Raw genomic sequence first — 23,713 nt, 5'->3', positions numbered from 1 at the left:
CCATACCCTGTGGCGAGGGGATTCATCCCCGATGGCCTGCGTAGCGGGCCCAAAACCATCCAGTGATATGTGTCAGAAAAATCCGGCTTCATGAGTTTGGGGCTACTTCGCAGCCCATCGGGGATAAATCCCCTCACCACAAGGTTTCCCTTCGCGCAGGCTCAGGGGTAGGTATTTTCGGCAAATGACGTTTTTTGCGTGCTATCTGCCGCTTTGCCACCTTGCCCTGCGCGCCAGCGTCTACGATGCTTGGAGAACAACGACAACACCTGAGTAACCACCATGAAGACCGTCGCCCAACTGCTCAAGCTCAAAGATCAGAAAAATCAGGAAGTGCACCATATCGATCCCGGTCACATGGTGCTCGAAGCGCTGATGAAAATGGCCGAGAAAAACGTCGGGGCCTTGGTGGTGATGGAAGATGACAAAGTGGTCGGCATCATCAGTGAGCGTGATTACGCGCGCAAACTGGTGCTGCACGGGCGCTCGTCAGTGGGCACACCGGTGCGCGACATCATGGTCAAGGACGTCATCACCGTGGACACCCACCAGACCGTCGACACCTGCCTGGGCATCATGTCCGACAAACGCCTGCGCCACTTGCCGGTGGTGGAGAACGGCAAGCTGATCGGCCTGCTGTCGATCGGCGACCTGGTGAAAGAGGCGATTGCCGAACAGGCCGAGCTGATCAAGCAGCTGGAGCAGTACATTCGCGGGGAATAATTCCCTCCCTCCTTTAGGAGTGAGCCCTGTGGTGAGGGGATTTATCCCCGATGGACTGCGTAGCGGTCCCAGCTTTTTTGGGGGTGCTTCGTGCCACATCGGGGATAAATCCCCTCACTACAGGATCTTGTGGTGGTCAACCCGGCCAATGCCGGGCAAACACCGGCGCCAGCACCGAATGCCGGTCAATGCGCTGCAACCATGCGTAGAACCCGGGGCGGGTCTGGCGCAGGTGCTCGCGACTCCCCGACCAGCGCGTCACCACCGCTGCCAGCACGTCCAGGGCGCCGGGCGTCTCATCGTCCAGGTACAACTCGGCGGAAAACTGGTCGGCAAATACTTCCCAACTCCAGTGCAAGCGCTCGCGGGCACCGGCCATCAGATTCTGTCGTGAGGCTTCGTCCGGCATCACCAGCCAGCGTTCGGGATAATCGATGACGCCGATGGCCGCGTAGCAATTGCTCGCGATGTAGACCATGCCGCGAATCGCCTGATCGCGATCAGTGGCCTCGGCCGGCAACAGGCCGAATCCGGGGAAGCGCAGGCCCAGGTGAATCAGAATCGCCACACTCTCGGTGATCGCACTGCCATCGGGCAACTGCAGGGTCGGCACCTGTTTCAGTGGATTGAGGCGCGCCAGGGCTTCGGCCGCCTCGCTCGAAGCTTCGATATCGATGAAGCGATAGGCGATCTGGCATAACTCCAGCGCTGCTTCGATGGCTGCAGCACCCGAATTGCGATGTCCGTACAGTTGATACATGCCCCCTCCTCGATCTCGACGGATCTGTGTAGCCCTATTTATAGCGGGTGTATCGGCTTTGGCACGTTTTTCCCATGCATTCGCGACTTGCGAATTCAAACCCCGCAAAACTGCGCTGGCGGTGCCCATCCCGCACCAAGAGCAATCATCGAACGCTATCCGCGTTCTTGTAAGGTGCGATACCGGACCAAAAGTTCGCGTATCCGAACTGGCAACAAGGAGGTCACTGCGTGAATCTTCAATCGTTCTGCCGTTTCACGGCCTGTCTATACCCATCCGCGCAATGTCGAGTTCACCTGAACAGCACCGGCCACCCGCGCATTTACGTCATTACCTGAACCTGATAACCGACCACTCTGCTGGCGCTGAATAATGCGCCGACGGCAGCGTGGTATTTATTTTTTAAATAAGACCCATGAAGTTGTTGAGCCAGCACTGAGTTAATCAGCGACTGCCAAATTGTCGAACAATAACTTCAATTGATTTTTTAATTGCACCAAAAGCGTTCCTGCACACGCAACTAACGCAGATCCGGAATACTGATTTCATTTAAACAAAAACAAGGAACATGCGCCGTGACCCGCTAAAACATTGACCCGCACCAAATCAGTCCGTCGCGCACCATCAAGCGCCCTGGAGGACCCGAGCTCAGCGGCTCTATCTGGCTAATCCGGCCGATACGGCGCCCGGTCTGACTCGCCTGCAAAAAAGCCCCGGCGTTCGGGGCCGCGGACAGTCATGCACTAAATAAAATGGGGACCGTCTGTAAAATTTATATAAATGCGACATGGGTAACAGCCATGAAATAACCGCGCTACATTTCAGCAATATTTGGCACAGCGGTTGCAAAATGAATCACGACCATTGAAACAATCCATACCGACACAGAACAACACCAGGGAATGGCGAATGAACAAACGAAGTCATTGGCGTTAAGCCAGTAAGCCTGCACAAGCCTATTCAATAGATAGTTCAACTATCGGCTTGCGTACACCCAAAAGAAAGTTACACCCACCCACTCGAACATCAACGAAATGTTCGGACGGCACCTTATTGCCCTTCATCAACCCGAGGGAGCTTTAATGAACGATGCGGTAAAGCACAGAACCCTGCCGGGGCCGTTACGGGACGCGCCAGTCCCGCCACCACCGGGCAGACCGGCCTTCACGGCCAACACTTCGCAGCCCGGCGGGTTGAACAAGCAGCAGATGCTGTTGCTGGTGGCGGTATCGGCACTGATACACGGCGGTGCCTGGTGGTTTTTCCAGCAGACCCGGCCCGAGCCCCTGCCGACGCCGCCGCAGATTCCGGAAATGACCGTCGAGCTGACCAGCCCGACGCCACCGGCACCGCCCACACCGGAACCACCTCCGCCACCGCCGCCCCCTCCACCTCCGGAACCGGAACAACCGGTGGAGGACGAAGACGCGGTCAAGCCACCGCCGAAACCGGTGGAGAAACCCAAGCCGATCGAAAAACCGAAACCGCTCGAGAAGCCCAAACCGGTGAAGAAGGTCGAGCCGCCAAAAGCCCCGCCCGCCCCGGCACAACCCGCCGCCCCGGCAGCGCCAACCACGCCGAGCGCGCCACCGGCCCCTGCCGCCGCGCCGGGCCCGGTCAAGGAATCGGCCGCGATTTCCGGCCTTGCCAGCCTTGGCAACCCGCCGCCGGAGTACCCGTCACTGGCGCTGCGGCGCAACTGGGAAGGCAGCGTGGTGCTGCGCATTCAGGTGTTGGCCAACGGACGTGCTGGTTCGGTGACAGTGACCAAGTCCAGCGGCAAACCGCAACTGGATGACGCCGCCGTCGCGGCGGTAAAGAACTGGAAGTTCATTCCGGCCAAACGCGGTGACACGCCGATTGACGGCTTTGCCACCCAGACCATCGATTTCAAATTGCCGCAATAACGGCAAACCCAACTCACAACCGACTTAATGCAAGCGAGGTGTAGCGATGAACAATTCACTGTCTTCGATGATTGTCCCCGGTGTGCTCTGGGGCCTGGTGCTGTTTTCCGTGGTCAGCTGGGCGATCCTGCTGGTCAAGTCGGCGCAATACCTGCGCCAGAAAGCCCAGAACAAACAGTTCAGCAAAGCCTTCTGGGGCGCGCCGGATCTGCTCACCGCGGCCGAGCACGCCAGCCAGTATCCGGGCTCGCTGGCGCGCATCGCCAGCAGCGGTTTCGAAGCCTTGCTGGTGGAAGAATCGCCACGGACCACGCAACAACTGGCGCACACCATCAACCGTTCCGATCGCCTGGAACGCAACCTGCGCCAGCAGATTCAGAAGGAACGCCGCTCGCTGGAAAACGGCCAGGCAATCCTCGCCAGTATCGGCAGCACCGCGCCGTTCATTGGCCTGTTCGGTACCGTGTGGGGGATCATGGAAGCCCTGCAAAGCATCGGCGAAACCGGTTCGGCGAGCCTTGAAGCGGTCGCCGGCCCGATCGGTCACGCGCTGATCGCCACTGGCGTCGGGATCGCCGTCGCGGTCCCGGCGGTGCTGATTTACAACTTCTTTTTGCGCCGCCTGAAACTGGCCTCGGCGGACATGGATGATTTCGCCCACGACTTCGATGCCCTCGCCTCGCGCAGCGCGTTCTCCATCAGCCGCCAGGCCATCGCCAGCAAAACCACTGCCGCCGTGCGGGAGGCCAGCTGATGTCCTTTTCCACCCAAGACAGCGATGAAGTACTCAGCGAAATGAACGTCACGCCGCTGGTGGACGTGATGCTCGTGCTGCTGGTGGTGTTCATCGTCACCGCGCCGCTGATGACCAACGCGATCAAGGTCAACCTGCCGAAAACCGACGCCGTCGCCCCTGCCGAGAAGAAAGACCCGGTGGTGGTCAGCGTCGATCAGGACGGCAAGTTCTACCTGGCGAAAACCGAACTGGCACCGGAATCTCTGGAGGCCAGCCTCAAGGAGGTCAAGGCCAAGGACGCCGAAGTGCGCGTGCAGCTGCAGGCCGACGCCAACGTCAATTACGGCCAGGTGGCCAAGGCCATGGCGTCCATCGAACGCTCGGGCATCAGCAAGATTTCGGTGATGACCACCCACTGAGTGCGGTGCCGGGCGCGCGCTGAGAAACGCGCCCGGCACCGCTGAAGAATCCCGTCGCAATCAGCCGACCGAAAAACGCCAGACGTCTTCGGAGGGGATCGGCTTGCTTGAAGAAAGTGGCTTTCCGCATGCGGTATCACCGAAAGCGGAGCAATGAGGGGCTCACAAGGCCAATTCGATAACGTCTGATCAAGTCGGAAACAACCATGCTGATGAACACTCCACGCTTCACGCTCAAACCTTTGGTGGCAACGATTTCTCGTCACCGTTTTGTTCCGTTGTACCTGGTGGCCATGGGGATGGGCGCCGGGACCGTGCAAGCCGCCGAGGACGACAACGTCGCCGTTCCCGCTGCAGCCGCAGTGGTGGCACCGACCACACAATTGCAACGGGTGGAAGTGACCGGCTCGGCGATTCGCCGGGTCGATGCGGAAACGGCCGTGCCGATCACCATTCTGAAAGCCGATGAGCTGCGCAAACAGGGCGTGACTACCACCGCCGAACTGGTGCAGCGGATCACCGGCAGCCAGTCGATAAACAACAGCGCCGGCTCGGTCGGCGCCGCCACCGGTGGCGCTTCGTTTGCCGACATGCGCGGCATCGGCGCGAACAAGACCCTGGTGCTGCTCAACGGTCGGCGCCTGGCCAACAATGCCTTGTCCGGCACCAACTCGGCCGGCGGCGCGGTGGATCTGAACATGATCCCGTTTGCCGCCATCGAGCGCGTGGAGGTTCTGCGCGACGGCGCATCAGCCCTGTACGGCACCGACGCCATCGGCGGCGTGATCAACTTCATCACCAAAAAATCCCTGACCGACGGCCAGCTCACCCTCGGTGGCGAAACCCCGACCCACAGCGGCGGCGGTGCCACCAAAGACATGAGCGCCAGTTGGGGCTATGGCGATCTGGAAGAAGACCGCTTCAACGTGCTCGGCGTGTTCAACTACAACAAGCAACAGAACCTCGACGCCAACGACCGCTCCTTCGCCCGCGACTACGACCCTGGTCGTGGCCTCGATCAGACCTCCGGCACCGCGTTCCCCGGCAACTACAGCCAGAACGGCAACGCCACCAACCCGTTGGCCAACAGCAATTGCAACGGGCCGAACCTGGTCGCGCGCGATGGCCTGTGCCGCTTCAGCACCCGCGAATACATCGACCTGATTCCGCAAACCGAGAAGACCTCGTTCTTCGGCAAGACCACCGGCAAACTCGGCGACGATCACAACGTCAACCTCGAATACTTCTGGTCACGCAACAACAACGCCACCGCGGTTGGCCCGGCCCCGCTCACCGGCCTGAGCCTGGATTCCTCGTCGCCGTACTACCCCGGCAACGGCATCACGCCTGGCCCCACGGGCTTCGCCCTCGACCCGACGCAACCGGTCGATGTGAACTGGCGCGAAACCGCCGCCGGCCCACGGGAATCGAAAGACCAGAACACCAGCCAGCGCTTTCTGTTGAGCTTCGACGGTCTGGTCGGCGGCTGGGATTACAACGTCGGCGCCTCGTACAACCAGAACAAAATCGTCTCCAGCGTCACCAGCGGCTATGTCAGCGATCAGGCGATGATCAACGGTCTGGCCAGTGGTCTGCTCAACCCGTTCGGCCCGCAGACCAGCGCCGGTCAGCAATACATCGATCAAGCGATGTACCACGGCGCCTACTCCACCGCCGTCGGCCGCGTGGCCGGTTTCGACGGGCGGGTCAGTCGCGAGATCGGAGACTGGTTCGGTGCCGGGCCGGCCGGTCTGGCGCTGGGTGGCGAGTACCGCAAAGAGAAGTTCCATCAGGATTTCGAGTCGTTTGCCGGTGACATCCAGAGCCTCGGTATCGACCCGGCCGGCAGCGTCGAGGGCGACCGCAGCGTGAAAGCCGCGTACGCCGAAATCAATGTGCCGGTGCTCGACAGCCTCGAACTGTCCGCCGCTGTGCGTCACGACAAATACAGCGACTTCGGCAGCACCACCAACCCGAAATACTCGTTCCGTTATCAGCCGCTCAAAGAGCTGGTGGTGCGTGGCGCGTACAGCGAAGGCTTTCGGGCGCCGTCGCTCTACGAGCTGTATTCGCCACGCAGCATCACCTACACCCAGGGCTACTACAACGATCCGGTGCTGTGTACCGGCGGCGTGGTGCAACCGGGCGGCAACGGCGGGCGCGATTGCGGTCAGCAGTTCCTCAATCAGATCGGCGGCAATGAAGATCTGGCTCCGGAGAAGGCGCGCAACGTGACGCTGGGCTTCGTCTATCAACCGGTCAGCAACCTTTCCGTGGGCCTGGATTTCTGGTGGATTCACATTTCCAACCAGATCCAGCCGTTCCCCGAGTCCACCGTGTTCGATCAGGCCGGCAGCTACCCGGATCGCTTCGTGCGCAACGCCGACGGCACGCTTAACTACATCGTCACCGGCAATGCCAACCTCGGCATCGTCGAAACCAACGGCGTCGATGTGTCGCTGGACTACCGCTTCCCGAACACCCCTTACGGCCAGTTCGGTCTGGGGCTGCAAGGCACTTACGTGGACGAGTACGACTTCCAGAGCACCATCAAAGGCCCGTTCACCGACAAGGTTGGCGACTTCGAAGGGGACGGCGTGATCGCGCGCTGGAAACACAACCTCACCGGCAGCTGGACCTTCGGCGCCGCAAGGGCGTCGCTGACCAACCGCTTCACCACCGGTTACAACGACTACGACCGCGATACCCACGCACGCGTGGCGTCGTATTCGGTGTGGGACCTGTCGGCCGGCTACACCTTCAACAAGGTGCTGGATGTCGATGCCGGGATGAAGAACATGTTCGACCGCAACCCACCGTTCTCCAACCAGGCCTACAACTTCCAGAGCGGCTATGACCCGCGCTACACCGACCCGCTGGGCCGCACGCTGTTTGCGCGCATGACGTATCACTTCTGACCGGAAACACCACATCCCCAATGTGGGAGCGAGCTTGCTCGCGAAGGCGTCGTATCAGTCAACACATCCTTCACTGAAACACCGCATTCGCGAGCAAGCTCGCTCCCACAGGGGGCCGGGTTCTTTCAGGGATTTTTGAGGAGTGACTTCATGAGTTTTTTGCGCAACATGGCTGGCCTGCTGCTCGGCGGCGCCTTGCTCTGCGCCGCTGTGCCAGCAATGGCCGCCGGCAGCTATGCACTGACGGTGTACGGCGAAGCGCCGAAGTATCCGGCGGGTTTCCAGCATTTCGATTTCGTCGATCCCGACGCGCCCAAGGGCGGTTCGCTCAGCCGGGCGTCGATGGAAATCGGCCAGTACAACTACATCACCCCGTATGCCGATCAGGGCATTTCCGTGGTGCAGGTCAACGACTGGGTGTATGCGCCGCTGGCGTTCCGTTCGCTGGACGAGCCCTACACCGTTTACGCACTGGTCGCGCAACAAATGGAACGCGATCCCGAGGGGCTCTGGGTGCGCTTCACCCTCAACCCCAAGGCCCGCTTCGCCGACGGTACGCCGATCACCGCCGAAGACGTGCGCTACACCTTCAACCTGCTGATGACCAAGGGCAGCCTCAGTTATCGCCAGCAGTACGCCGACGTGCAGGACGTGCTGATCGAAGGTCCACGGCAGGTGCGTTTCACCTTCAAGAACAACCTCAACCGCACCCTGGCGCTGGACCTGGCGACGCTGCGCGTGGTGCCCGAACACTGGTGGAAGACGCGCGATTTCGCCAACGGCGGCGGCTTCGAACCGCCGCTGGGCAGCGGCCCGTATCGCGTGAGCAAGGTCGACGCCGGGCGCAGCATCAGTTTCCAGCGCGACCCGGACTGGTGGGGCAAGGACCTGCCGGTCAGTCGCGGAATGTACAACTTCGACACGCTCACGGTGAATTTCTACGGCGACACCGACGTCGCTCGCCAACTGCTGCAGGCCGGTGCGTTCGATTACAACCGCGAGTTTTCTTCGTCCGGTTACGTGGTCGGCTACGACAGCCCGGCATTGCGTGACGGGCGTTTGCAACAGGCGATTCTCGCCCCGGAAAAACCCACGGCGGCGCAAGGCTTCGTGTTCAACCTGCAAAACCCGATTTTTCAGGATCGCCGCGTGCGTCAGGCGATCAGTCTGCTGTGGGATTTCGAGTGGACCAACAAGCAGATGATGCGCGGCTTCTACGTGCGTCAGAACAGCTTCTGGCCGAAGAGTGAAATGGCCGCCACCGCCCTGCCCGACGCCGAGGAATTGAAGATCCTCGAACCGTTGCGCGGGCAGATCCCGGACGAGGTGTTCACCGAGGTCTATCAGGCGCCGAAAACCGACGGCAGCGGCTACATACGCGACAAGCAGTTGCAGGCGCTGAAGCTGCTCGCCGAGGCGGGCTGGACGCCGCAACACAGCCGACTGGTCAACGCCACTGGCGAGCCGCTGGCGTTCACCTTCCTCGACGGTCAGGGCGGCTTCGACCGCATGCTGTTGCCATTCAAACGCACCCTCGCGCAGATCGGCATCACCCTCAATCTACGGCGGATCGATTCGGCGCAATACGTCAATCGGCTCAACGCCCGCGACTACGACATGATCGTCACCAGTTTCCCGCGCAGTGGCGATCCGATCGTCTCCCCCGGCCGCGAACTGTACAGCCTGTACGCCTCGCAAAGTGCCACGCAGGTCGGCAGTTCCAACTCAATGGTGCTGGCCAACCCGGCGGTCGACCAACTGATCGACGGGCTGGTCAAGGCCGACACCCGCGACGCCATGGTGCATTACGCCCGCGCCCTCGACCGGGTGCTGCAATGGGGTTACTACATGATTCCCAACTACTACTCCAAAGGCACGCCGACGGTGTATCAGAACCGCTTCGGCATGCCGCCGGTGCAACCGGCTTACGACGAAGGCCTCAACACCTGGTGGGAGGTCTCGGCCAAGCCGTTGACCACGCAACAGATGCACACCCAGCTTGCGGGGGGCCAGTGACATGCTGCGTTATCTGAGTCGACGTTTGCTGCTGATCATCCCCACGCTGCTGTGCATTCTGGTGGTCAATTTCCTCATCGTGCAGGCCGCGCCGGGCGGCCCGGTGGAACAAGCCATCGCGCGTCTGCAAGGTTTCGGCGGGCACAGCATGGGCGGTGGTGGCGAAGTCGCTGCGACGGGCGGTGCCGGGCGCAGCAGCCGTGGCCTCGACCCGGCGCTGATCGAGGAAATCAAACACCACTACGGTTTCGACAAGCCGATGCATGAACGCCTGTGGCTGATGCTGAAAAACTACGCGCAGCTGGACCTGGGCAGCAGTTTCTTTCGCGGTGCCAAGGTCACCGATCTGATCCTGCAGAAACTGCCGGTGTCGTTGTCGCTCGGCGTGTGGGCGACGCTGATCACCTACCTGATTTCGATCCCGCTGGGCATTCGCAAAGCGATCAGGAACGGCAGCGCATTCGATGTCTGGAGCAGCACCGCGATCATCATCGGCTACGCGATGCCGGCGTTTCTGTTTGCGATTCTGCTGATCGTGGTGTTCGCCGGCGGCAGCTACGTCAACTGGTTCCCGGTGCAGGGGCTGGTGTCGGATAACTTCGACAGCCTCAGCACCTTGGGCAAGGTCGGCGACTACCTCTGGCACCTGGTGTTGCCGGTCACGGCGCTGGTCATCGGTGGCTTCGCCACCCTGACCATCCTCACCAAAAACAGCTTCCTCAACGAGATCAGCCGCCAGTACGTGATTACCGCACGGGCCAAGGGCTTGACCGAACGCCGCGTGCTTTACGGCCACGTGTTTCGCAACGCCATGCTGCTGGTGGTGGCCGGTGTGCCGTCGGCGCTGATCGAAGTGTTTTTCGCTGGCTCCTTGCTGATCGAAACCCTTTTCAACCTCGATGGCCTCGGGCGCATGAGTTACGAAGCGGCGGTGTCGCGGGACTATCCGGTGGTGTTCGGCGCGTTGTTCCTGTTCACCCTGTTCGGCCTGTTGATCAAGCTGATCGGCGACCTCAGCTACACCCTGCTCGACCCGCGCATCGACTTCTCGGCGAGGACTGCCTGATGTTCCCACTCTCTCCTCTGGGTCAGCGCCGGGTCGCGCAGTTCAAGGCCAACCGTCGTGGACGCTGGTCGCTGTGGCTGTTCATTGGCCTGTGCCTGATCTGCCTTGGCGGCGAACTGATTGCCAACGACAAACCCTTGGTGATCCGCTACCACGGCGCCTTGTACTTCCCGATCCTCAGCGATTACCTGGAAACCGATTTCGGCGGCGAGCTGCCGTTCCAGCCGGATTACGCCAGCGCTTACGTGCACTCGCTGATCGAGGATCAGGGCGGCTGGATGCTGTTTCCGCCGATTCCGTTCAGCTACGACACCGTCAACTACGACCTCACCGAACCGGCGCCAAGCCCGCCCTCGGCGAGCAACTGGCTGGGCACCGACGATCAGGCGCGGGACGTGTTGGCGCGGGTGATTTTCGGCACACGAATTTCGATCCTGTTTGCGCTGATCCTCACCGGCATCAGTGCGTTGGTCGGTATCGTTGCCGGAGCGTTGCAGGGCTATTACGGCGGTTGGGTGGATTTGCTCGGGCAACGGCTGCTGGAGATCTGGTCGGGACTGCCGGTGCTTTATCTGCTGATCATTTTGTCCGGGTTTGTCTCGCCGAGTTTCTGGTGGCTGCTGGGGATCATGGCGCTGTTCTCCTGGCTGGCGCTGGTGGACGTGGTGCGCGCCGAGTTCCTCCGTGGACGCAATCTGGAATACGTCAAAGCCGCGCGGGCGCTGGGGCTGACCGACAGTGAGCTGATGTGGCGGCACATCCTGCCCAACGCAATGACCTCCACCCTGACCTATTTGCCATTCATTCTGACCGGCGCCATCGCCACCCTCACCGCGCTGGATTTTCTTGGCTTCGGCATGCCGGCGGGCACCGCCTCACTGGGCGAACTGATTGGCCAGGCCAAGCGCAATCTGCAGGCGCCGTGGCTGGGCCTGACGGCATTTTTTGCCTTGGCGCTGATTCTGTCTTTGTTGGTGTTCATCGGTGAGGCTTGCCGAGACGCGTTTGATCCACGATCTTGATCCGAGGAACTGACATGCAAAACCATTTAATCGAGATTCGCGACCTGCGCGTGGCCTTTGGCGAGCAGGCCGTGGTGCACGGTTTGAACCTCGACATTCGCCGTGGTGAATGTCTGGCGCTGGTCGGCGAGTCCGGCTCGGGCAAGTCGGTCACGGCGCATTCGATCCTGCGTTTATTGCCAGGTAAAAGCGTCAGCAGCAGCGGTTCGATTACTTACAGCGGAGTGAACTTGCTGCAGGCCAGCGAGCAACACCTGCGCGGTTTACGCGGCAACCGGATTGCGATGATTTTCCAGGAGCCGATGACCTCGCTGAACCCGTTGCACACGGTGGAAAAGCAAGTCAGTGAAGTGCTGGAGATTCATAAAGGCCTGAAGGGTCGCGCGGCACGTGAGCGGACGCTGGAGCTGCTGGAACTGGTCGGTATTCGCCAGCCTTTGCAGCGCTTGAAAGCCTATCCGCATCAGCTGTCGGGCGGACAACGGCAACGGGTGATGATCGCCATGGCGCTGGCCAACGAGCCGGAACTGCTGATCGCCGATGAACCGACCACCGCGCTGGACGTGACCGTGCAGCAGAAGATTCTTGAGCTGTTGATCGAACTGCAACAACGCCTGGGCATGTCACTGTTGCTGATCAGTCACGATCTGAATCTGGTGCGGCGCATCGCGCAACGGGTGTGCGTGATGCGCCACGGCGAAATCGTCGAACAGGCCGACTGCGAGACACTGTTTCGCACCCCGCAACATCCTTACAGTCGCTTGTTGATCGAAGCCGAACCCAGCGGTGCTCCGGTGCCAAGTGCGTATCAACACAATCTGCTGGAAGTCGATGATCTGAAGGTCTGGTTTCCACTGCCCAAGGCACTGTTCAGTCGTTCGCAGGCGTACATCAAAGCGGTGGACGGCGTCAGCTTCCGCCTGCAACGCGGCAAAACGTTGGGGATTGTCGGCGAATCCGGTTCGGGCAAGTCCACGCTGGGCCAGGCGATCCTGCGGCTGGTGGAATCCGAGGGCGAGATCCGCTTCGGCAACAAGCAACTGAGCCTGCTCAATCAGCGTTTGATGCGCCCGTTGCGGCGGCAGATTCAAGTGGTGTTCCAGGACCCGTTCGGCAGCCTGAGCCCGCGCATGTCGGTGCAGCAGATCATTGCCGAAGGCCTGCTGACTCACGGCATCGGCACCGAGGCCGAGCGCGAGGCGGCGGTGATTCGCGTACTGGAGGAAGTCGGCCTCGACCCGAAGAGTCGCCATCGCTACCCCCACGAATTTTCCGGCGGCCAGCGCCAGCGCATCTCCATCGCCCGCGCACTGGTGCTGGAGCCGGCACTGATCCTGCTCGACGAACCGACCTCGGCGCTGGATCGCACGGTGCAGAAACAAGTGGTGGAGCTGTTGCGGCAATTGCAGAGCAAGCATGGGCTGACCTATCTGTTCATCAGCCATGACCTGGCGGTGGTGCAGGCACTGGCTCATGACTTGCTGGTGATCAAGGATGGTCAGGTGGTCGAGCAAGGATCGTCGCGGGAGATATTTGCTGCGCCGCAGCATCCCTATACCCAGGAACTGCTGAAAGCCTCCGGCCTCAAGCCCGCTAAAGTCCCCTGTGGGAGCGAGCTTGCTCGCGAAAGCGGTGGTGCAGATATAAATGAGTCGACTGACACTACGCCTTCGCGAGCAAGCTCGCTCCCACAGTTTTGATTTGCAGAGATTGAAAAATATTTTTCGGGCACTGCATCCAAACGCCTCCGTCACGGGTAGTTCCAGTAGCAGCCCTCTTCGGCTGTCAGCGGTTTACCCCTTTCGGAGATAACACAGATGAACATCACTCAACTGATTGGCCTCACCGGTTTGCTCGCCCTGTCCTCGACAACCTTCGCCCAGAGCAGCTATCCCGACGCGATCAAAGTCCCGGAAGGCCACAAGATCGCCATGGAAACCACCGGCGTCGGCGAGATCACCTATGAATGCCGCGACAAGCCCAACGCGGTCGGACAAACCGAGTGGACCTTCGTCGGCCCGAAAGCGGTGCTCAACGATCGCAGCGGCCAGCAGGTCGGCACCTACTTCGGCCCGCCCGCCACCTGGCAGGCCAAGGACGGTTCGAAAGTCACCGGCACGCAATTGGCCGTCGCCCCGTCGAGTCCGGGCAACCTGCCCTATCAACTGGTCAAGGCCAACCCCGCCGAAGGCAAAGGCGCGATGAGTGGCGTGAGTTACATCCAGCGTGTCGCGCTCAAGGGCGGCGTGGCCCCGGGCAGCGAATGCACGGCGGCGAACAAGGGCAAGCAGGAAGTGGTGAAATATCAGGCCGATTACATTTTCTGGGCGGCGAACTAGTTCCTTGATGCTTCTATGGGAGCGAACTGGTGGCGAGGGGATTCATCCCCGATGGGGCGCGAAGCGCCCCAAAATCCGGCACTGCGGAATCAGGAATTCACCGCAACCAACGGTTACGGCTGCTGTGCAGCCGGTCGGGGATGAATCCCCTCACCACAAAGGCTCGCTCCCACAGTAGAGGACTGTTGGCTGGATGTTTGAAGAATGTGAGCTAGATTGCACCCCATGTCTTTGCCTGAACCGGTGTTCGATTACGAAGCCCGTCTCGCGGCCTGCGCCCGCGGCGAGCACTCGGCCCTGCGCGATTTATATGTGCAGGAAGGCCCGCGCCTGCTCGGCGTGGCCAAGCGGCTGCTACGTGACACGGCGCTGGCCGAAGACATCGTGCACGAGGCATTCATCAAGATCTGGAACGGTGCGGCGCAGTTCGATCCGGCGCGCGGCTCGGCGCGGGGCTGGATGTTCAGCGTGACCCGGCATCTGGCGCTGAATCTGCTGCGCAATCAGGCTCGGGAGACGCCGTTCAGCGAAGATCATGAAATGCCTGCCGAAGAAGATGACGGCTTCTATGCCCAGGCGCATTCGGGGCGCATCCATCGCTGCCTGGAACAACTCGACCCACAACGCCGAAGCTGCATCCTCCACGCCTATGTCGATGGCTACAGCCACGCGCAGATTTCCCAACGGTTGGGCACGCCGCTGGGCACGGTCAAAGCCTGGATCAAACGCAGCCTCAACGCTTTGCGGGAGTGCATGGGATGACCACTGAATCGGCGCAGGAACGCGATGAACTGGCCAGTGAATACGTGCTCGGCACCCTGTCGGCGCCGGAGCGTGAAGCGGTGCAACGGCGCTTGCCCCACGAGCCCGAACTGCAAGCGGCGGTGGACGCCTGGGAGCGGCGCTTGCTCGACCTGACCGATCTCGCCGGGACGCAGCAGCCATCGCCGCACCTTTGGCCGCGTATCGAGCGCAGTGTCGAGCAACGCTCACGAAAAACACCGGCTCCGGCGCCCACCTCATGGTGGAATCTGCTGCCGCTGTGGCGTGGGCTGAGTGCGTTCGGACTGGCAGCGACGCTGATCCTGGGCTCGATTCTACTGACCCAGACCACGCCGAAACCCAGTTATCTGGTGGTGCTGGTCGCGCCGCAGGACAAGGCGCCGGGCTGGGTGATTCAGGCCAGCAACGCCCGGGAAATTCAGCTGATCCCGCTGGGCGTGGTCGAAGTGCCGGCGGACAAGGCGCTGGAGTTCTGGACCAAGGCTGACGGCTGGCAAGGGCCGGTGTCGCTGGGGCTGGTCAAGCCGGGCCAGGCGCTGTCGGTGCCGCTGGACAAGCTGCCGCCGCTGCAACCGAATCAGCTGTTCGAGCTGACGCTGGAAGGCGCCAATGGCTCGCCGATCGGTAAACCGACCGGGCCGATTCAGGCGATCGGTCGCGCCGTCAAAGTGCTTTGAACCCGCGTCAACCGGCCTTGGCCATGCAGCGCTTGTAGCGCTCATCCACGCGTTTGGCGAACCACGCCGTGGTCAGTTTGCGGGTGATTTTCGGGCTCTGCAGGACGATCCCCGGCAACACCGCACGTGGCAAGGTCTTGCCTTCAGCCTTCTCGGCCAGTTCGAACACGCGCTGGTAGAGTTTGGTTTCTTCGAATTCCAGGGTCTTGCCCTTCTCCAGTTGATCGCGAATCGTCGGGTTGCGCAGGCCCAGCGACTTGCCGAGGGTGCGCACCGCCAGTTCGGTGCTGCCGGGCATGATCGAGTCGTAGCGAATCAAGTCGCCATCCAGCGCCAGCGGGATGCCCGAGGCTCGGCTGACGGCGTTCTGGAACGCGGCATTGCGGCTGGCATACCACCCGGCGTTGAAGTCGGCGAAGCGATACAGCGGCTCGCGGTAACTCACCGGGTAGCCAAGCAAATGCGCGATGCCGAAGTACATGCCGCCACGGCGGGTGAACACTTCGTGGCGGATCGTGCCGTCTACCGGGTATGGATAGTCCTTGGCGTGCTGCTCGGCGAATTCGATACTGACCTGCATCGGTCCGGCGGTGTGTACCGGGTTGAAGCCGCCGAACAAGGTGCGGCCCATCGGCACCCTGCCGATGAAGTCATCAAAAATGGCGCTGAGTTCTTTTTCACTGCGCGCCGCGTTCAAGCGTTCGCTGTAGGTCTTGCCGTTGGTGGAGCGCACTTGCAGTGCGCCGCTGACCAACAGGCCGGGGATATGCACTTTGGCGGCACGACGGTCGATTTCGTCGCGAGCGATCTTGCCCAACCCCGGCACCGTCGGGTCGACCTGATAGGTCGATTCCTGCTCGGCCACGGCCAGCACTGAACAGAGATTCTGTGTGGTCGGGCTGATGTGCTGAGCGGCGAACGCGGCGTAGATGTCGGTGGCCCAGCCCTCGCGGTCGGGCACTTTGGCCGGCATCAGCCGGACGATTTCAGCCTTCACTTCGGCGGGCGCACGCGGCGCCGGCTCCTGACTGCGCTGGCCGGCACAACCGGCGAGCGCCAGCAGCGCAGCGAGGGTAATGAGTAATCGCATGTTGCTTCATCCAGTCCATTAAGCCCGAACACCATACACAATCCGTGTAGGAGCTGCCGCAGGCTGCGATCTTTTGCCTTGGTTTCTAAAAGACAAGATCAAAAGATCGCAGCCTGCGGCAGCTCCTACAGGTGAATGTGTTTTCCGGATTGATGACAAACTGATTGCAAAACGTTACTGCGAACTCCTATCATTTGCGCCTGGAGTCGTATTTGCGCAAGGAGTTCCCCGCGCAGTTCTAATTTTCTCACCGGCCGTACGCCTCCAGGTATCGACATGCCCGCTCCAGCTCGACTTGCTGTCCCGTTCCGCCCGACGCTTCTCGCCCTGCTGTGCTCCCTGACCGTCACCGCCCACGCTGCCGATGAAAACGGCAAGGCGCTGGTGCTCGACAATGTCAACGTCAACGCCCAGGCACCGACGCCCAACGCCCTGCCCCCGGTCTACTCCGGCGGTCAGGTCGCCCGTGGTGGTCAACTCGGCGTGCTCGGCAATCAGGACATGATGGACGTGCCGTTCAGCGCCGCGTCGTACACCGAACAGCTGATTCAGGACCAACAGGCGGAAAACGTCGCCGACGTCCTGCTTAACGATGCCTCCGTGCGTCAGGCTTCGGGCTTCTCCAACCAGGCGCAGGTGTTCATGATTCGCGGCCTGCCGCTGAACGGTGACGACATTTCCTATAACGGTCTCTACGGCGTGCTGCCCCGGCAGATCATTTCCAGCGACGCCCTGGAGCGCGTGGAAGTGTTCAAAGGGCCGAACGCCTTCATCAATGGCGTGACCCCGACCGGCTCCGGCATCGGCGGTGGCGTCAACCTGCAGCCCAAGCGTGCCGGCGACGAGCCGCTGCGCCGCTACACCACCGACATCAACAGTGAAGGCCGGATCGGTCAGCACCTCGATATCGGCCAGCGTTTCGGCGAAGACAACCGCTTTGGCGCGCGGGTCAACCTGTCCCAGCGCGAAGGCGACACCGGCATCGATCACGAAAACCAGCGTTCGAAACTGTTCGCCATCGGCCTCGATTATCGCGGTGACGCGCTGCGTATTTCCGGCGACTTCGCCTACCAGAAGGAACGCGTCAACGGTGGCCGCAACTCAGTCAACCTCGGCACCGCCACGCACATTCCGGACGCGCCGTCGGCCGACACCAACTACGCGCCAAAGTGGGGCTACACCGACATCGAAGACACTTTCGGCATGCTCCGCGCCGAATACGACCTGAACGACAACTGGACCGCGTACGTCGCCGGCGGCGCCAAGCACACCCGCGAAGTCGGCCGCTACAACTCAACCACGCTGGTGGGCAACAACGGCGCCTCGTACACCACCGGCTCGTTCATCCCCCACGACGAGGACAACACCAGCCTGATGGCCGGCCTCAACGGCAAATTCAACACCGGCGCGGTCAGCCACAAGCTCAATTTCGGTTTGAGCGGCCTGTGGGCCGAACAGCGCAGCGCCTATGATTTCGACCTGACCCAGTACGCCAACAATATCTACCACCCGGTGGAAACGCCGTCGCCGGTCGGTAATTTTTCCGGCGGCGACCTCAGCGATCCGGGCATCGTCGGCAAGACCTTCAACCGCAGCCTCGCGCTCTCCGACACCCTCGGTTTCTTCGATGACCGCCTGCTGATCACCGCCGGCCTGCGTCGTCAGCAACTGGTGGTGCAAGGCTACAACTACGCCAGTTACGGCAGCGGCAGCCGCAAGTCGAGCTACGACGAATCGATCACCACGCCGGTCTACGGCATTGTCTTCAAACCGTGGGAGCACGTGTCGTTCTACGCCAACCACATCGAAGGTCTGGCGCAAGGCCCGACTTCGCCGACCAGCACCGGCGGTTTGCGCGTGACCAACGGCAACGAAGTCTACGCACCGGCGCGCTCCAAGCAGACCGAGGCCGGGGTCAAGGTCGACATGGGCACTTACGGCGCGAGCCTTGGCGTGTATCGCATCGAACAGCCGAGCGACGGTTACTGCGAAATCAACAGCGCCACCACCTGCACCTACGTGCGTGAAGGCGAGCAGATCAACAAAGGCGTAGAGATGAACGTGTTCGGCGAGCCGATCAACGGCCTGCGCCTGATCAGCGGCCTGACTCTGATGGACACCGAACTGCGCAACACCCAGAACGGTGCCAACGACGGCAACCGCGCCATCGGCGTGCCGAGCTTCCAGTTCAACGCCGGCGCCGACTGGGATGTACCGGGCCTGCAAGGCGTGGCGCTGAATGCGCGGATGCTGCGCACCGGCGGCCAATATGCCGATGCGGCCAACAACCTCAGCCTGCCAACCTGGAACCGCTTCGATGCCGGTGCGCGTTACGCCTTCAAGGTCTCGCAGAAAGACGTGACCCTGCGTCTGGGCGTCGAAAACCTGGCCAACAAGAAGTATTGGGAATCGGCTCAGGGCGGCTATCTGACCCAGGGTGAGCCACGGGTGGCGAAGTTGTCGGGCACCATCGATTTCTAAGCGTCATCCCGTCGTAACAAAGGCCCCGCAGCTTTACCGTTGCGGGGCCTTTTTTTGTTTTTGTGGCGGGAGGCAAGCCCCCTTCGCGAGCAAGCTCGCTCCCACATTGGAATGCGTTCGACTGTGGGAGCGAGCCTGCTCGCGAAGAGGCCGGCACTGGCTAGCCTTTCCATCTGATCCATACTTGCTCCACAGCCAACGGAGGACAGGCTCATGCACCGCAGCGACGTTCTGATCATCGGCGCCGGCCCGACCGGTCTGGTGCTGGCTCTGTGGCTGAGCAAACTGGGCGTGCGCGTGCGCATCATCGACAAGACCTCCGCGCCCGGCACCACCTCGCGGGCGCTGGCGGTGCAGGCGCGCACGCTGGAGTTGTATCGTCAGCTGGATCTGGCCGACACCGTGGTGCGCAACGGGCACAAGGTCGCGGCGGCGCATTTCTGGGTCAAGGGCAAACCGGTTGCGCAGTTGCCGCTGCAGCGCATCGGCGAAGGCCTGACGCCCTACTCGTTCATCGAAATCTTTCCCCAGGACCAGCACGAACGGCTGCTGCTCGAACGCCTCGAAGACTATGACGTGGTGGTTGAGCGCAACACCGAACTCGAAAGTTTTGAAGAACTCGGCGACGGCCTCACCGCGCATCTGCGCTTGCCCGACGGGCAGCAGGAAATCTGTCAGGCATGCTTTCTCGCGGGCTGCGATGGCGCGCGTTCGGTGGTGCGCAAAACCCTCGACACCGGTTTCCCGGGCGGCACCTATCAGCAGATTTTTTACGTCGCGGATGTCCAGGCCAGCGGCCCGGCGCTTAACGGTGATTTGCACCTGGATCTGGACGAAGCGGATTTTCTCGCCGTCTTCCCGTTGGCCGGCGAAGGCCGTGCGCGATTGATCGGCACAGTGCGCGATGAACGTGCCGATCGCGCCGAAACCCTGCAATTCGCCGACGTCAGCCGCCGCGCCATCGAACACCTGAACGTACACATCGACGAGGTCAACTGGTTCTCCACCTACCGTGTACATCACCGCGTGGCCGAGCACTTTCGCAGCGGTCGGGCGTTTCTGCTCGGTGACGCGGCGCACGTGCACAGCCCCGCCGGCGGCCAGGGCATGAACACCGGGATTGGCGATGCAATCAACCTGGCCTGGAAACTCGCCGCCGTGCTCAACGGCAGCGCCACGGCGCAACTGCTCGACACTTACGAAACCGAGCGTATCGCGTTCGCCCGCCGATTGGTGTTGACCACCGACAAAGTATTCACGTTCGTCACCGCCGAGGGGCGCATCGCCGATCTGCTGCGCACGCGCCTGGCACCCTTTTTGATCCCGAAAATGGCCACGTTCGACGCCAGCCGCGAATTCCTCTTTCGCACCGTCTCGCAAGTCACCCTCAACTACCGCGGCATGCCGCTGAGCCAGGGCAGCGCCGGCCACGTCCACGGCGGCGACCGCTTGCCGTGGGCGCATGATGGTGAGGGCGATAATTACGAGCCGCTGCGCCAGCCCTGCTGGCAGGTGCATGTGTACGGCGACACCAGCGACGAGATGATCGCCTGGTGCCACGAACATCATTTGCCGCTGCACGTGTTCGATTGGCGCCCGGCGTTTGACACGGCGGGGTTGGGGCGTAACGGGTTTTATTTGCTGCGCCCGGATACCTATGTGGCGATTGCCGACAACAGTGCGGATCCGAAGGTGATCGAGCGGTATTTCCGCGATCACGGGATAAGGCCGTTCTTCAACAGCCCCTGACCCAAGAACACGCTAAGTTTCTGTGGGAGCTGGCTTGCCAGCGATAGCGATGGATCAGCCAACATTGATTTTGACTGTGCCGACGCAATCGCTGGCAAGCCAGCTCCCACAAGGGTTCTGCGGTATTCGTCAGATCCCGGCCAGCGCCAGATCCATCGCAAAGTAAGTGAAGATCAGGTCCGCACCCGCGCGCTTGATTGCGCCCAGGCTCTCGCGCACCACGCGATCCTCGTCAATTGCACCGGCCTGTGCGCCGAACTTGATCATCGCGTACTCACCGCTGACCTGATACGCCGACAGTGGCAGGTTCGAGGCTTCACGGATGTCGCGGATGATGTCGAGGTACGCTCCGGCCGGTTTGACCATCAGCGCATCGGCGCCTTCCTGCTCGTCGAGCAGCGATTCGCGCAGGGCTTCACGGCGGTTCATCGGGTTCATCTGATAGCTTTTGCGATCGCCCTTCAGCGCACTGCCGCCGGCTTCACGGAACGGGCCGTACAGCGCCGAGGCGAATTTGGTCGAGTAGGCCATGATCGGAATCTGGGTGAACCCGGCGGCGTCCAGCGCCTGGCGGATCGCCCGCACCTGACCGTCCATCGCTGCCGACGGCGCGATCACGTCAGCACCGGCATGCGCCGCCGCCACGGCTTGCTTGCCAAGGTTGATCAGGGTCTGGTCGTTGTCGACTTCGTGGTTGTGCATCACGCCGCAGTGGCCGTGATCGGTGTATTCACAGAAGCAGGTGTCGGACATCACGATCATTTCCGGCACTGCGTCCTTGGCAATCCGCGACATGCGCGAGACCAGGCCGTCTTCACGCCAGGTGTCGCTGCCATTGGCGTCCAGATGATGGGACACGCCAAACGTCATCACCGACTTGATCCCGGCACGGGCGTAACGCTCGATTTCGCCGGCCAGCTTGCGCTCGGGAATGCGCATCACCCCCGGCATGCTCTTGATCGGTACAAAGTCATCGATTTCTTCTTCAACGAAAATCGGCAACACCAGATCATTCAGGCTGAACTCGGTTTCCTGGAACAGGCTGCGCAGGCTCGCATTGCGGCGCAGACGGCGGGGACGTGCTTCGGGGAACTGGCTGGACATGAGGCTTTCCTGAAATCGGAAGATGAGACGAAAGTCGTAGGGGGCGAAGCTTATGCCTTCGCCGGGCGCAGGTACAAACCTGGATCAATCAAGACAGCATTACCGGCGGTGCAATAATCCTCGGAACAATCCGATTACCTGTGGGAGCTGGCTTGCCAGCGATAGCGGTGGGTCAGGCAACATAGATATTGACCGTGCCGGCTTCATCGCTGGCAAGCCAGCTCCCACAGGGTCGGGTGAAGGTCAGGAAGGTATGGTCAGCCCGCGAACAACCGCCGGCCGCGCCAGAAACCGCTCCAGCACCCGGGTCACATTCGGGAAATTGCTGATCCCGACCAGATCGCCCGCCTCATAGAAGCCGATCAGGTTGCGCACCCACGGGAACGTGGCGATGTCGGCGATGGTGTAGCGTTCGCCCATGATCCAGTCGCGACCTTGCAGACGTTTGTCGAGCACGTTGAGCAGGCGTCTGCTCTCCTCGACATAACGGTCACGCGGACGCTTGTCCTCGTAGTCCTTGCCGGCGAATTTGTTGAAGAAACCGAGCTGGCCGAACATCGGGCCGATACCGCCCATCTGGAACATCAGCCACTGAATCGTCTCGTAACGCAGCGCGCCTTCCTGGGCCAGCAACTGGCCGCTCTTGTCGGCGAGGTAGATCAGGATCGCGCCGGACTCGAACAGCGCCAGCGGTTGGTCCTCGGGGCCGTGAGGGTCGAGGATCGCCGGGATCTTGTTGTTGGGGTTCAGCGAGAGGAATTCCGGTGACATCTGATCCTGCGTGTCGAAGCCCACACGGTGCGGCTCGTACGGCAGGCCGATCTCTTCGAGCATGATCGAGACCTTGACGCCGTTGGGGGTCGGCAGGGAATAGAGCTGAATCCAGTCGGGGTACTGCGCCGGCCATTTCTGGGTGATCGGGAACGCGGACAGATCGGTCATGGGAAACATCCAGTCACATGGAAAGCACTGATCATAATGTAGGAGCTACACGAACCGTAACATCCTGCGGGTAATGTGCATGAACCAAACCGGTCTCAGAGGACTCTGAGCTATGCCCTTCGTAACGGAAGCGCGACACACGACATGGACAACACCCGGTGCAGGGAGCCCGTGGTGCAAGGGTTGGTCAGCCCCAACCGAATTTGCTGAAGAATCCTGTACTCAATGACGAACCTCATGAGTTTCGCCAAACGCTTCAAACATCGCGCCTGCGTGGCCCTGCCCTCCCTGTTGGCGGTCAGTGCGCTGACCTTGTCGCTCGAATCGAGCCAGATTCGCGCGCAACCGGTGGACGGTACGCAGACGCTGATCTTCCTGCGCCACGCGGAAAAACCCGAGGGCGGTCTCGGCCAGCTCAACTGTCAGGGCCTGAACCGGGCGATCGAGCTGTCGACCCTGCTGCCGGAAAAATTCGGCAAGGCCGATTACGTGTTCGCTGCCGACCCGACACGCAATGTCGAGGAAGGCGAGCTGGACAACTCCTACAGCTACATTCGCCCGCTGATGACCATCAGCCCCGCCGCGATCAAGCTCGGCCTGCCGGTGAACATCGAATTCTCTGCCAACGATACCAGCGACCTGGCGCGGGAACTGACCGAAGACAAGTACCACAACGCGACGATCTACACGGCGTGGTCCCACGGTTATCTGCCGGAGCTGATCAACAAGGTCGCGGGCAACGCGGTCGGCGAAAAGCAGACCATCACCGACGACTGGGCCTCAGGCGATTTCGATTCGCTGTATGTGCTGACCCTGACCTGGCACAACGGCAAGGCCAGCCTGCAGAGTCACAGCTACAAGCAGGGGCTGGATAACGGCAAGGCGACGTGCCCGACTTGAGTGTTGTGTGGCCTGACCCGGCCCCTTCGCGAGCAAGCTCGCTCCCACATTTGATCTGCGTTGAATACAAATACCCTGTGG

At 61.4% G+C, this 23,713-nt stretch carries 19 protein-coding genes; 15 read left to right on the top strand and 4 right to left on the bottom strand.

Going from position 1 to position 23,713, the window contains the following annotated elements; genetic code table 11:
• Positions 1 to 282 precede the first annotated feature (282 nt).
• Positions 283 to 723, top strand: coding sequence for a CBS domain-containing protein (locus HXW87_RS13765; protein WP_027613875.1), 441 nt, complete (start codon positions 283 to 285; stop codon positions 721 to 723).
• A 136-nt stretch (positions 724 to 859) separates the two neighbouring features.
• Here the strand turns inward: HXW87_RS13765 and HXW87_RS13760 are convergent, their stop codons facing one another.
• Entirely contained in the window at positions 860 to 1,483 is a 624-nt protein-coding gene (locus tag HXW87_RS13760; RefSeq protein WP_239779080.1) for a glutathione S-transferase N-terminal domain-containing protein, read from the bottom strand.
• A 1,082-nt stretch (positions 1,484 to 2,565) separates the two neighbouring features.
• On the opposite strand from HXW87_RS13760, the gene HXW87_RS13755 reads away from it, so the two are divergent.
• The 11 genes from HXW87_RS13755 to HXW87_RS13705 all read left to right on the top strand — a co-directional run bounded on the left by HXW87_RS13755 (position 2,566) and on the right by HXW87_RS13705 (position 15,366).
• Entirely contained in the window at positions 2,566 to 3,390 is an 825-nt protein-coding gene (locus HXW87_RS13755; RefSeq protein ID WP_239779079.1) for an energy transducer TonB, read from the top strand.
• Positions 3,391 to 3,436: 46 nt separating this feature from the next.
• A complete protein-coding gene (locus tag HXW87_RS13750) occupies positions 3,437 to 4,144 on the top strand; it encodes a MotA/TolQ/ExbB proton channel family protein (RefSeq protein WP_007966644.1) in 708 nt (235 codons plus the stop codon).
• On the top strand, positions 4,144 to 4,545 hold the full coding sequence (locus tag HXW87_RS13745) for a biopolymer transporter ExbD (protein ID WP_003223575.1): 402 nt from the start codon (positions 4,144 to 4,146) through the stop codon (positions 4,543 to 4,545). Before HXW87_RS13750 ends, HXW87_RS13745 begins: the two co-directional genes overlap by 1 nt.
• 206 nt (positions 4,546 to 4,751) lie before the next feature.
• On the top strand, positions 4,752 to 7,463 hold the full coding sequence (locus tag HXW87_RS13740) for a TonB-dependent receptor (protein ID WP_239779078.1): 2,712 nt from the start codon (positions 4,752 to 4,754) through the stop codon (positions 7,461 to 7,463).
• 150 nt (positions 7,464 to 7,613) lie between these two features.
• Positions 7,614 to 9,479: an extracellular solute-binding protein gene (locus HXW87_RS13735; protein ID WP_239779077.1), complete on the top strand. Its 1,866-nt coding sequence runs from the start codon at positions 7,614 to 7,616 to the stop codon at positions 9,477 to 9,479.
• 1 nt (position 9,480) lies between these two features.
• Positions 9,481 to 10,545: a microcin C ABC transporter permease YejB gene (gene yejB / locus HXW87_RS13730; protein ID WP_047291509.1), complete on the top strand. Its 1,065-nt coding sequence runs from the start codon at positions 9,481 to 9,483 to the stop codon at positions 10,543 to 10,545.
• Entirely contained in the window at positions 10,545 to 11,567 is a 1,023-nt protein-coding gene (locus HXW87_RS13725) for an ABC transporter permease (RefSeq protein WP_239779076.1), read from the top strand. Before yejB ends, HXW87_RS13725 begins: the two co-directional genes overlap by 1 nt.
• 14 nt (positions 11,568 to 11,581) lie before the next feature.
• Positions 11,582 to 13,267: an ABC transporter ATP-binding protein gene (locus HXW87_RS13720; protein ID WP_239779075.1), complete on the top strand. Its 1,686-nt coding sequence runs from the start codon at positions 11,582 to 11,584 to the stop codon at positions 13,265 to 13,267.
• A 117-nt stretch (positions 13,268 to 13,384) separates the two neighbouring features.
• Positions 13,385 to 13,906 carry a DUF3455 domain-containing protein gene (locus tag HXW87_RS13715; RefSeq protein ID WP_121184659.1) on the top strand — a complete coding sequence of 174 codons (522 nt, stop codon included), beginning with the start codon at positions 13,385 to 13,387 and terminating at the stop codon, positions 13,904 to 13,906.
• A 225-nt stretch (positions 13,907 to 14,131) separates the two neighbouring features.
• Positions 14,132 to 14,668, top strand: a complete 537-nt coding sequence (locus HXW87_RS13710) for a sigma-70 family RNA polymerase sigma factor (RefSeq protein WP_182404229.1) — start codon at positions 14,132 to 14,134, stop codon at positions 14,666 to 14,668.
• Positions 14,665 to 15,366 (top strand): anti-sigma factor, encoded by a 702-nt coding sequence (locus HXW87_RS13705; RefSeq protein WP_345773078.1) that lies wholly within the window; start codon positions 14,665 to 14,667, stop codon positions 15,364 to 15,366. The genes HXW87_RS13710 and HXW87_RS13705 overlap by 4 nt, the downstream gene beginning before the upstream one ends.
• A gap of 7 nt (positions 15,367 to 15,373) precedes the next feature.
• On the opposite strand, the gene HXW87_RS13700 is transcribed toward HXW87_RS13705, so the two are convergent.
• Entirely contained in the window at positions 15,374 to 16,456 is a 1,083-nt protein-coding gene (locus HXW87_RS13700) for a DUF1615 domain-containing protein (RefSeq protein WP_145596473.1), read from the bottom strand.
• 276 nt (positions 16,457 to 16,732) lie between these two features.
• Between HXW87_RS13700 and HXW87_RS13695 the strand changes: the two genes are divergently transcribed.
• On the top strand, positions 16,733 to 18,937 hold the full coding sequence (locus HXW87_RS13695) for a TonB-dependent siderophore receptor (RefSeq protein WP_239779074.1): 2,205 nt from the start codon (positions 16,733 to 16,735) through the stop codon (positions 18,935 to 18,937).
• 213 nt (positions 18,938 to 19,150) lie between these two features.
• On the top strand, positions 19,151 to 20,686 hold the full coding sequence (locus HXW87_RS13690; protein WP_239779073.1) for an FAD-dependent oxidoreductase: 1,536 nt from the start codon (positions 19,151 to 19,153) through the stop codon (positions 20,684 to 20,686).
• 129 nt (positions 20,687 to 20,815) lie between these two features.
• On the opposite strand, the gene hemB is transcribed toward HXW87_RS13690, so the two are convergent.
• Together hemB and HXW87_RS13680 are read right to left on the bottom strand one after the other, a co-directional pair.
• On the bottom strand, positions 20,816 to 21,790 hold the full coding sequence (gene hemB / locus HXW87_RS13685; protein WP_121184653.1) for a porphobilinogen synthase: 975 nt from the start codon (positions 21,788 to 21,790) through the stop codon (positions 20,816 to 20,818).
• A gap of 243 nt (positions 21,791 to 22,033) precedes the next feature.
• Entirely contained in the window at positions 22,034 to 22,732 is a 699-nt protein-coding gene (locus tag HXW87_RS13680; RefSeq protein WP_047291489.1) for a glutathione binding-like protein, read from the bottom strand.
• A 225-nt stretch (positions 22,733 to 22,957) separates the two neighbouring features.
• Here HXW87_RS13680 and HXW87_RS13675 point away from each other — a divergent pair, with 225 nt between their 5' ends.
• Positions 22,958 to 23,632, top strand: coding sequence for a hypothetical protein (locus tag HXW87_RS13675; protein WP_047291488.1), 675 nt, complete (start codon positions 22,958 to 22,960; stop codon positions 23,630 to 23,632).
• The last annotated feature ends 81 nt before the right edge of the window (positions 23,633 to 23,713 follow it).

Source organism: Pseudomonas sp. Y5-11 (genome assembly GCF_022368695.1).
GTDB lineage: Bacteria > Pseudomonadota > Gammaproteobacteria > Pseudomonadales > Pseudomonadaceae > Aquipseudomonas > Aquipseudomonas parakoreensis.
This window is presented reverse-complemented; position numbering and strand designations above follow the sequence as displayed.

Bases quoted from the DNA above. Each gene is read 5' to 3' on its own strand.
- HXW87_RS13700 (WP_145596473.1), bottom strand. From the start codon at position 16,456: ATGCGATTACTCATTACCCTCGCTGCGCTGCTGGCGCTCGCCGGTTGT.
- HXW87_RS13750 (WP_007966644.1), top strand. From the start codon at position 3,437: ATGAACAATTCACTGTCTTCGATGATTGTCCCCGGTGTGCTCTGGGGC.
- HXW87_RS13735 (WP_239779077.1), top strand. From the start codon at position 7,614: ATGAGTTTTTTGCGCAACATGGCTGGCCTGCTGCTCGGCGGCGCCTTG.
- yejB (WP_047291509.1), top strand. From the start codon at position 9,481: ATGCTGCGTTATCTGAGTCGACGTTTGCTGCTGATCATCCCCACGCTG.
- HXW87_RS13680 (WP_047291489.1), bottom strand. From the start codon at position 22,732: ATGACCGATCTGTCCGCGTTCCCGATCACCCAGAAATGGCCGGCGCAG.
- HXW87_RS13715 (WP_121184659.1), top strand. From the start codon at position 13,385: ATGAACATCACTCAACTGATTGGCCTCACCGGTTTGCTCGCCCTGTCC.
- HXW87_RS13720 (WP_239779075.1), top strand. From the start codon at position 11,582: ATGCAAAACCATTTAATCGAGATTCGCGACCTGCGCGTGGCCTTTGGC.
- HXW87_RS13760 (WP_239779080.1), bottom strand. From the start codon at position 1,483: ATGTATCAACTGTACGGACATCGCAATTCGGGTGCTGCAGCCATCGAA.
- HXW87_RS13690 (WP_239779073.1), top strand. From the start codon at position 19,151: ATGCACCGCAGCGACGTTCTGATCATCGGCGCCGGCCCGACCGGTCTG.
- HXW87_RS13675 (WP_047291488.1), top strand. From the start codon at position 22,958: ATGACGAACCTCATGAGTTTCGCCAAACGCTTCAAACATCGCGCCTGC.
- HXW87_RS13755 (WP_239779079.1), top strand. From the start codon at position 2,566: ATGAACGATGCGGTAAAGCACAGAACCCTGCCGGGGCCGTTACGGGAC.
- HXW87_RS13695 (WP_239779074.1), top strand. From the start codon at position 16,733: ATGCCCGCTCCAGCTCGACTTGCTGTCCCGTTCCGCCCGACGCTTCTC.
- HXW87_RS13740 (WP_239779078.1), top strand. From the start codon at position 4,752: ATGCTGATGAACACTCCACGCTTCACGCTCAAACCTTTGGTGGCAACG.
- HXW87_RS13725 (WP_239779076.1), top strand. From the start codon at position 10,545: ATGTTCCCACTCTCTCCTCTGGGTCAGCGCCGGGTCGCGCAGTTCAAG.
- hemB (WP_121184653.1), bottom strand. From the start codon at position 21,790: ATGTCCAGCCAGTTCCCCGAAGCACGTCCCCGCCGTCTGCGCCGCAAT.
- HXW87_RS13705 (WP_345773078.1), top strand. From the start codon at position 14,665: ATGACCACTGAATCGGCGCAGGAACGCGATGAACTGGCCAGTGAATAC.
- HXW87_RS13765 (WP_027613875.1), top strand. From the start codon at position 283: ATGAAGACCGTCGCCCAACTGCTCAAGCTCAAAGATCAGAAAAATCAG.
- HXW87_RS13745 (WP_003223575.1), top strand. From the start codon at position 4,144: ATGTCCTTTTCCACCCAAGACAGCGATGAAGTACTCAGCGAAATGAAC.
- HXW87_RS13710 (WP_182404229.1), top strand. From the start codon at position 14,132: ATGTCTTTGCCTGAACCGGTGTTCGATTACGAAGCCCGTCTCGCGGCC.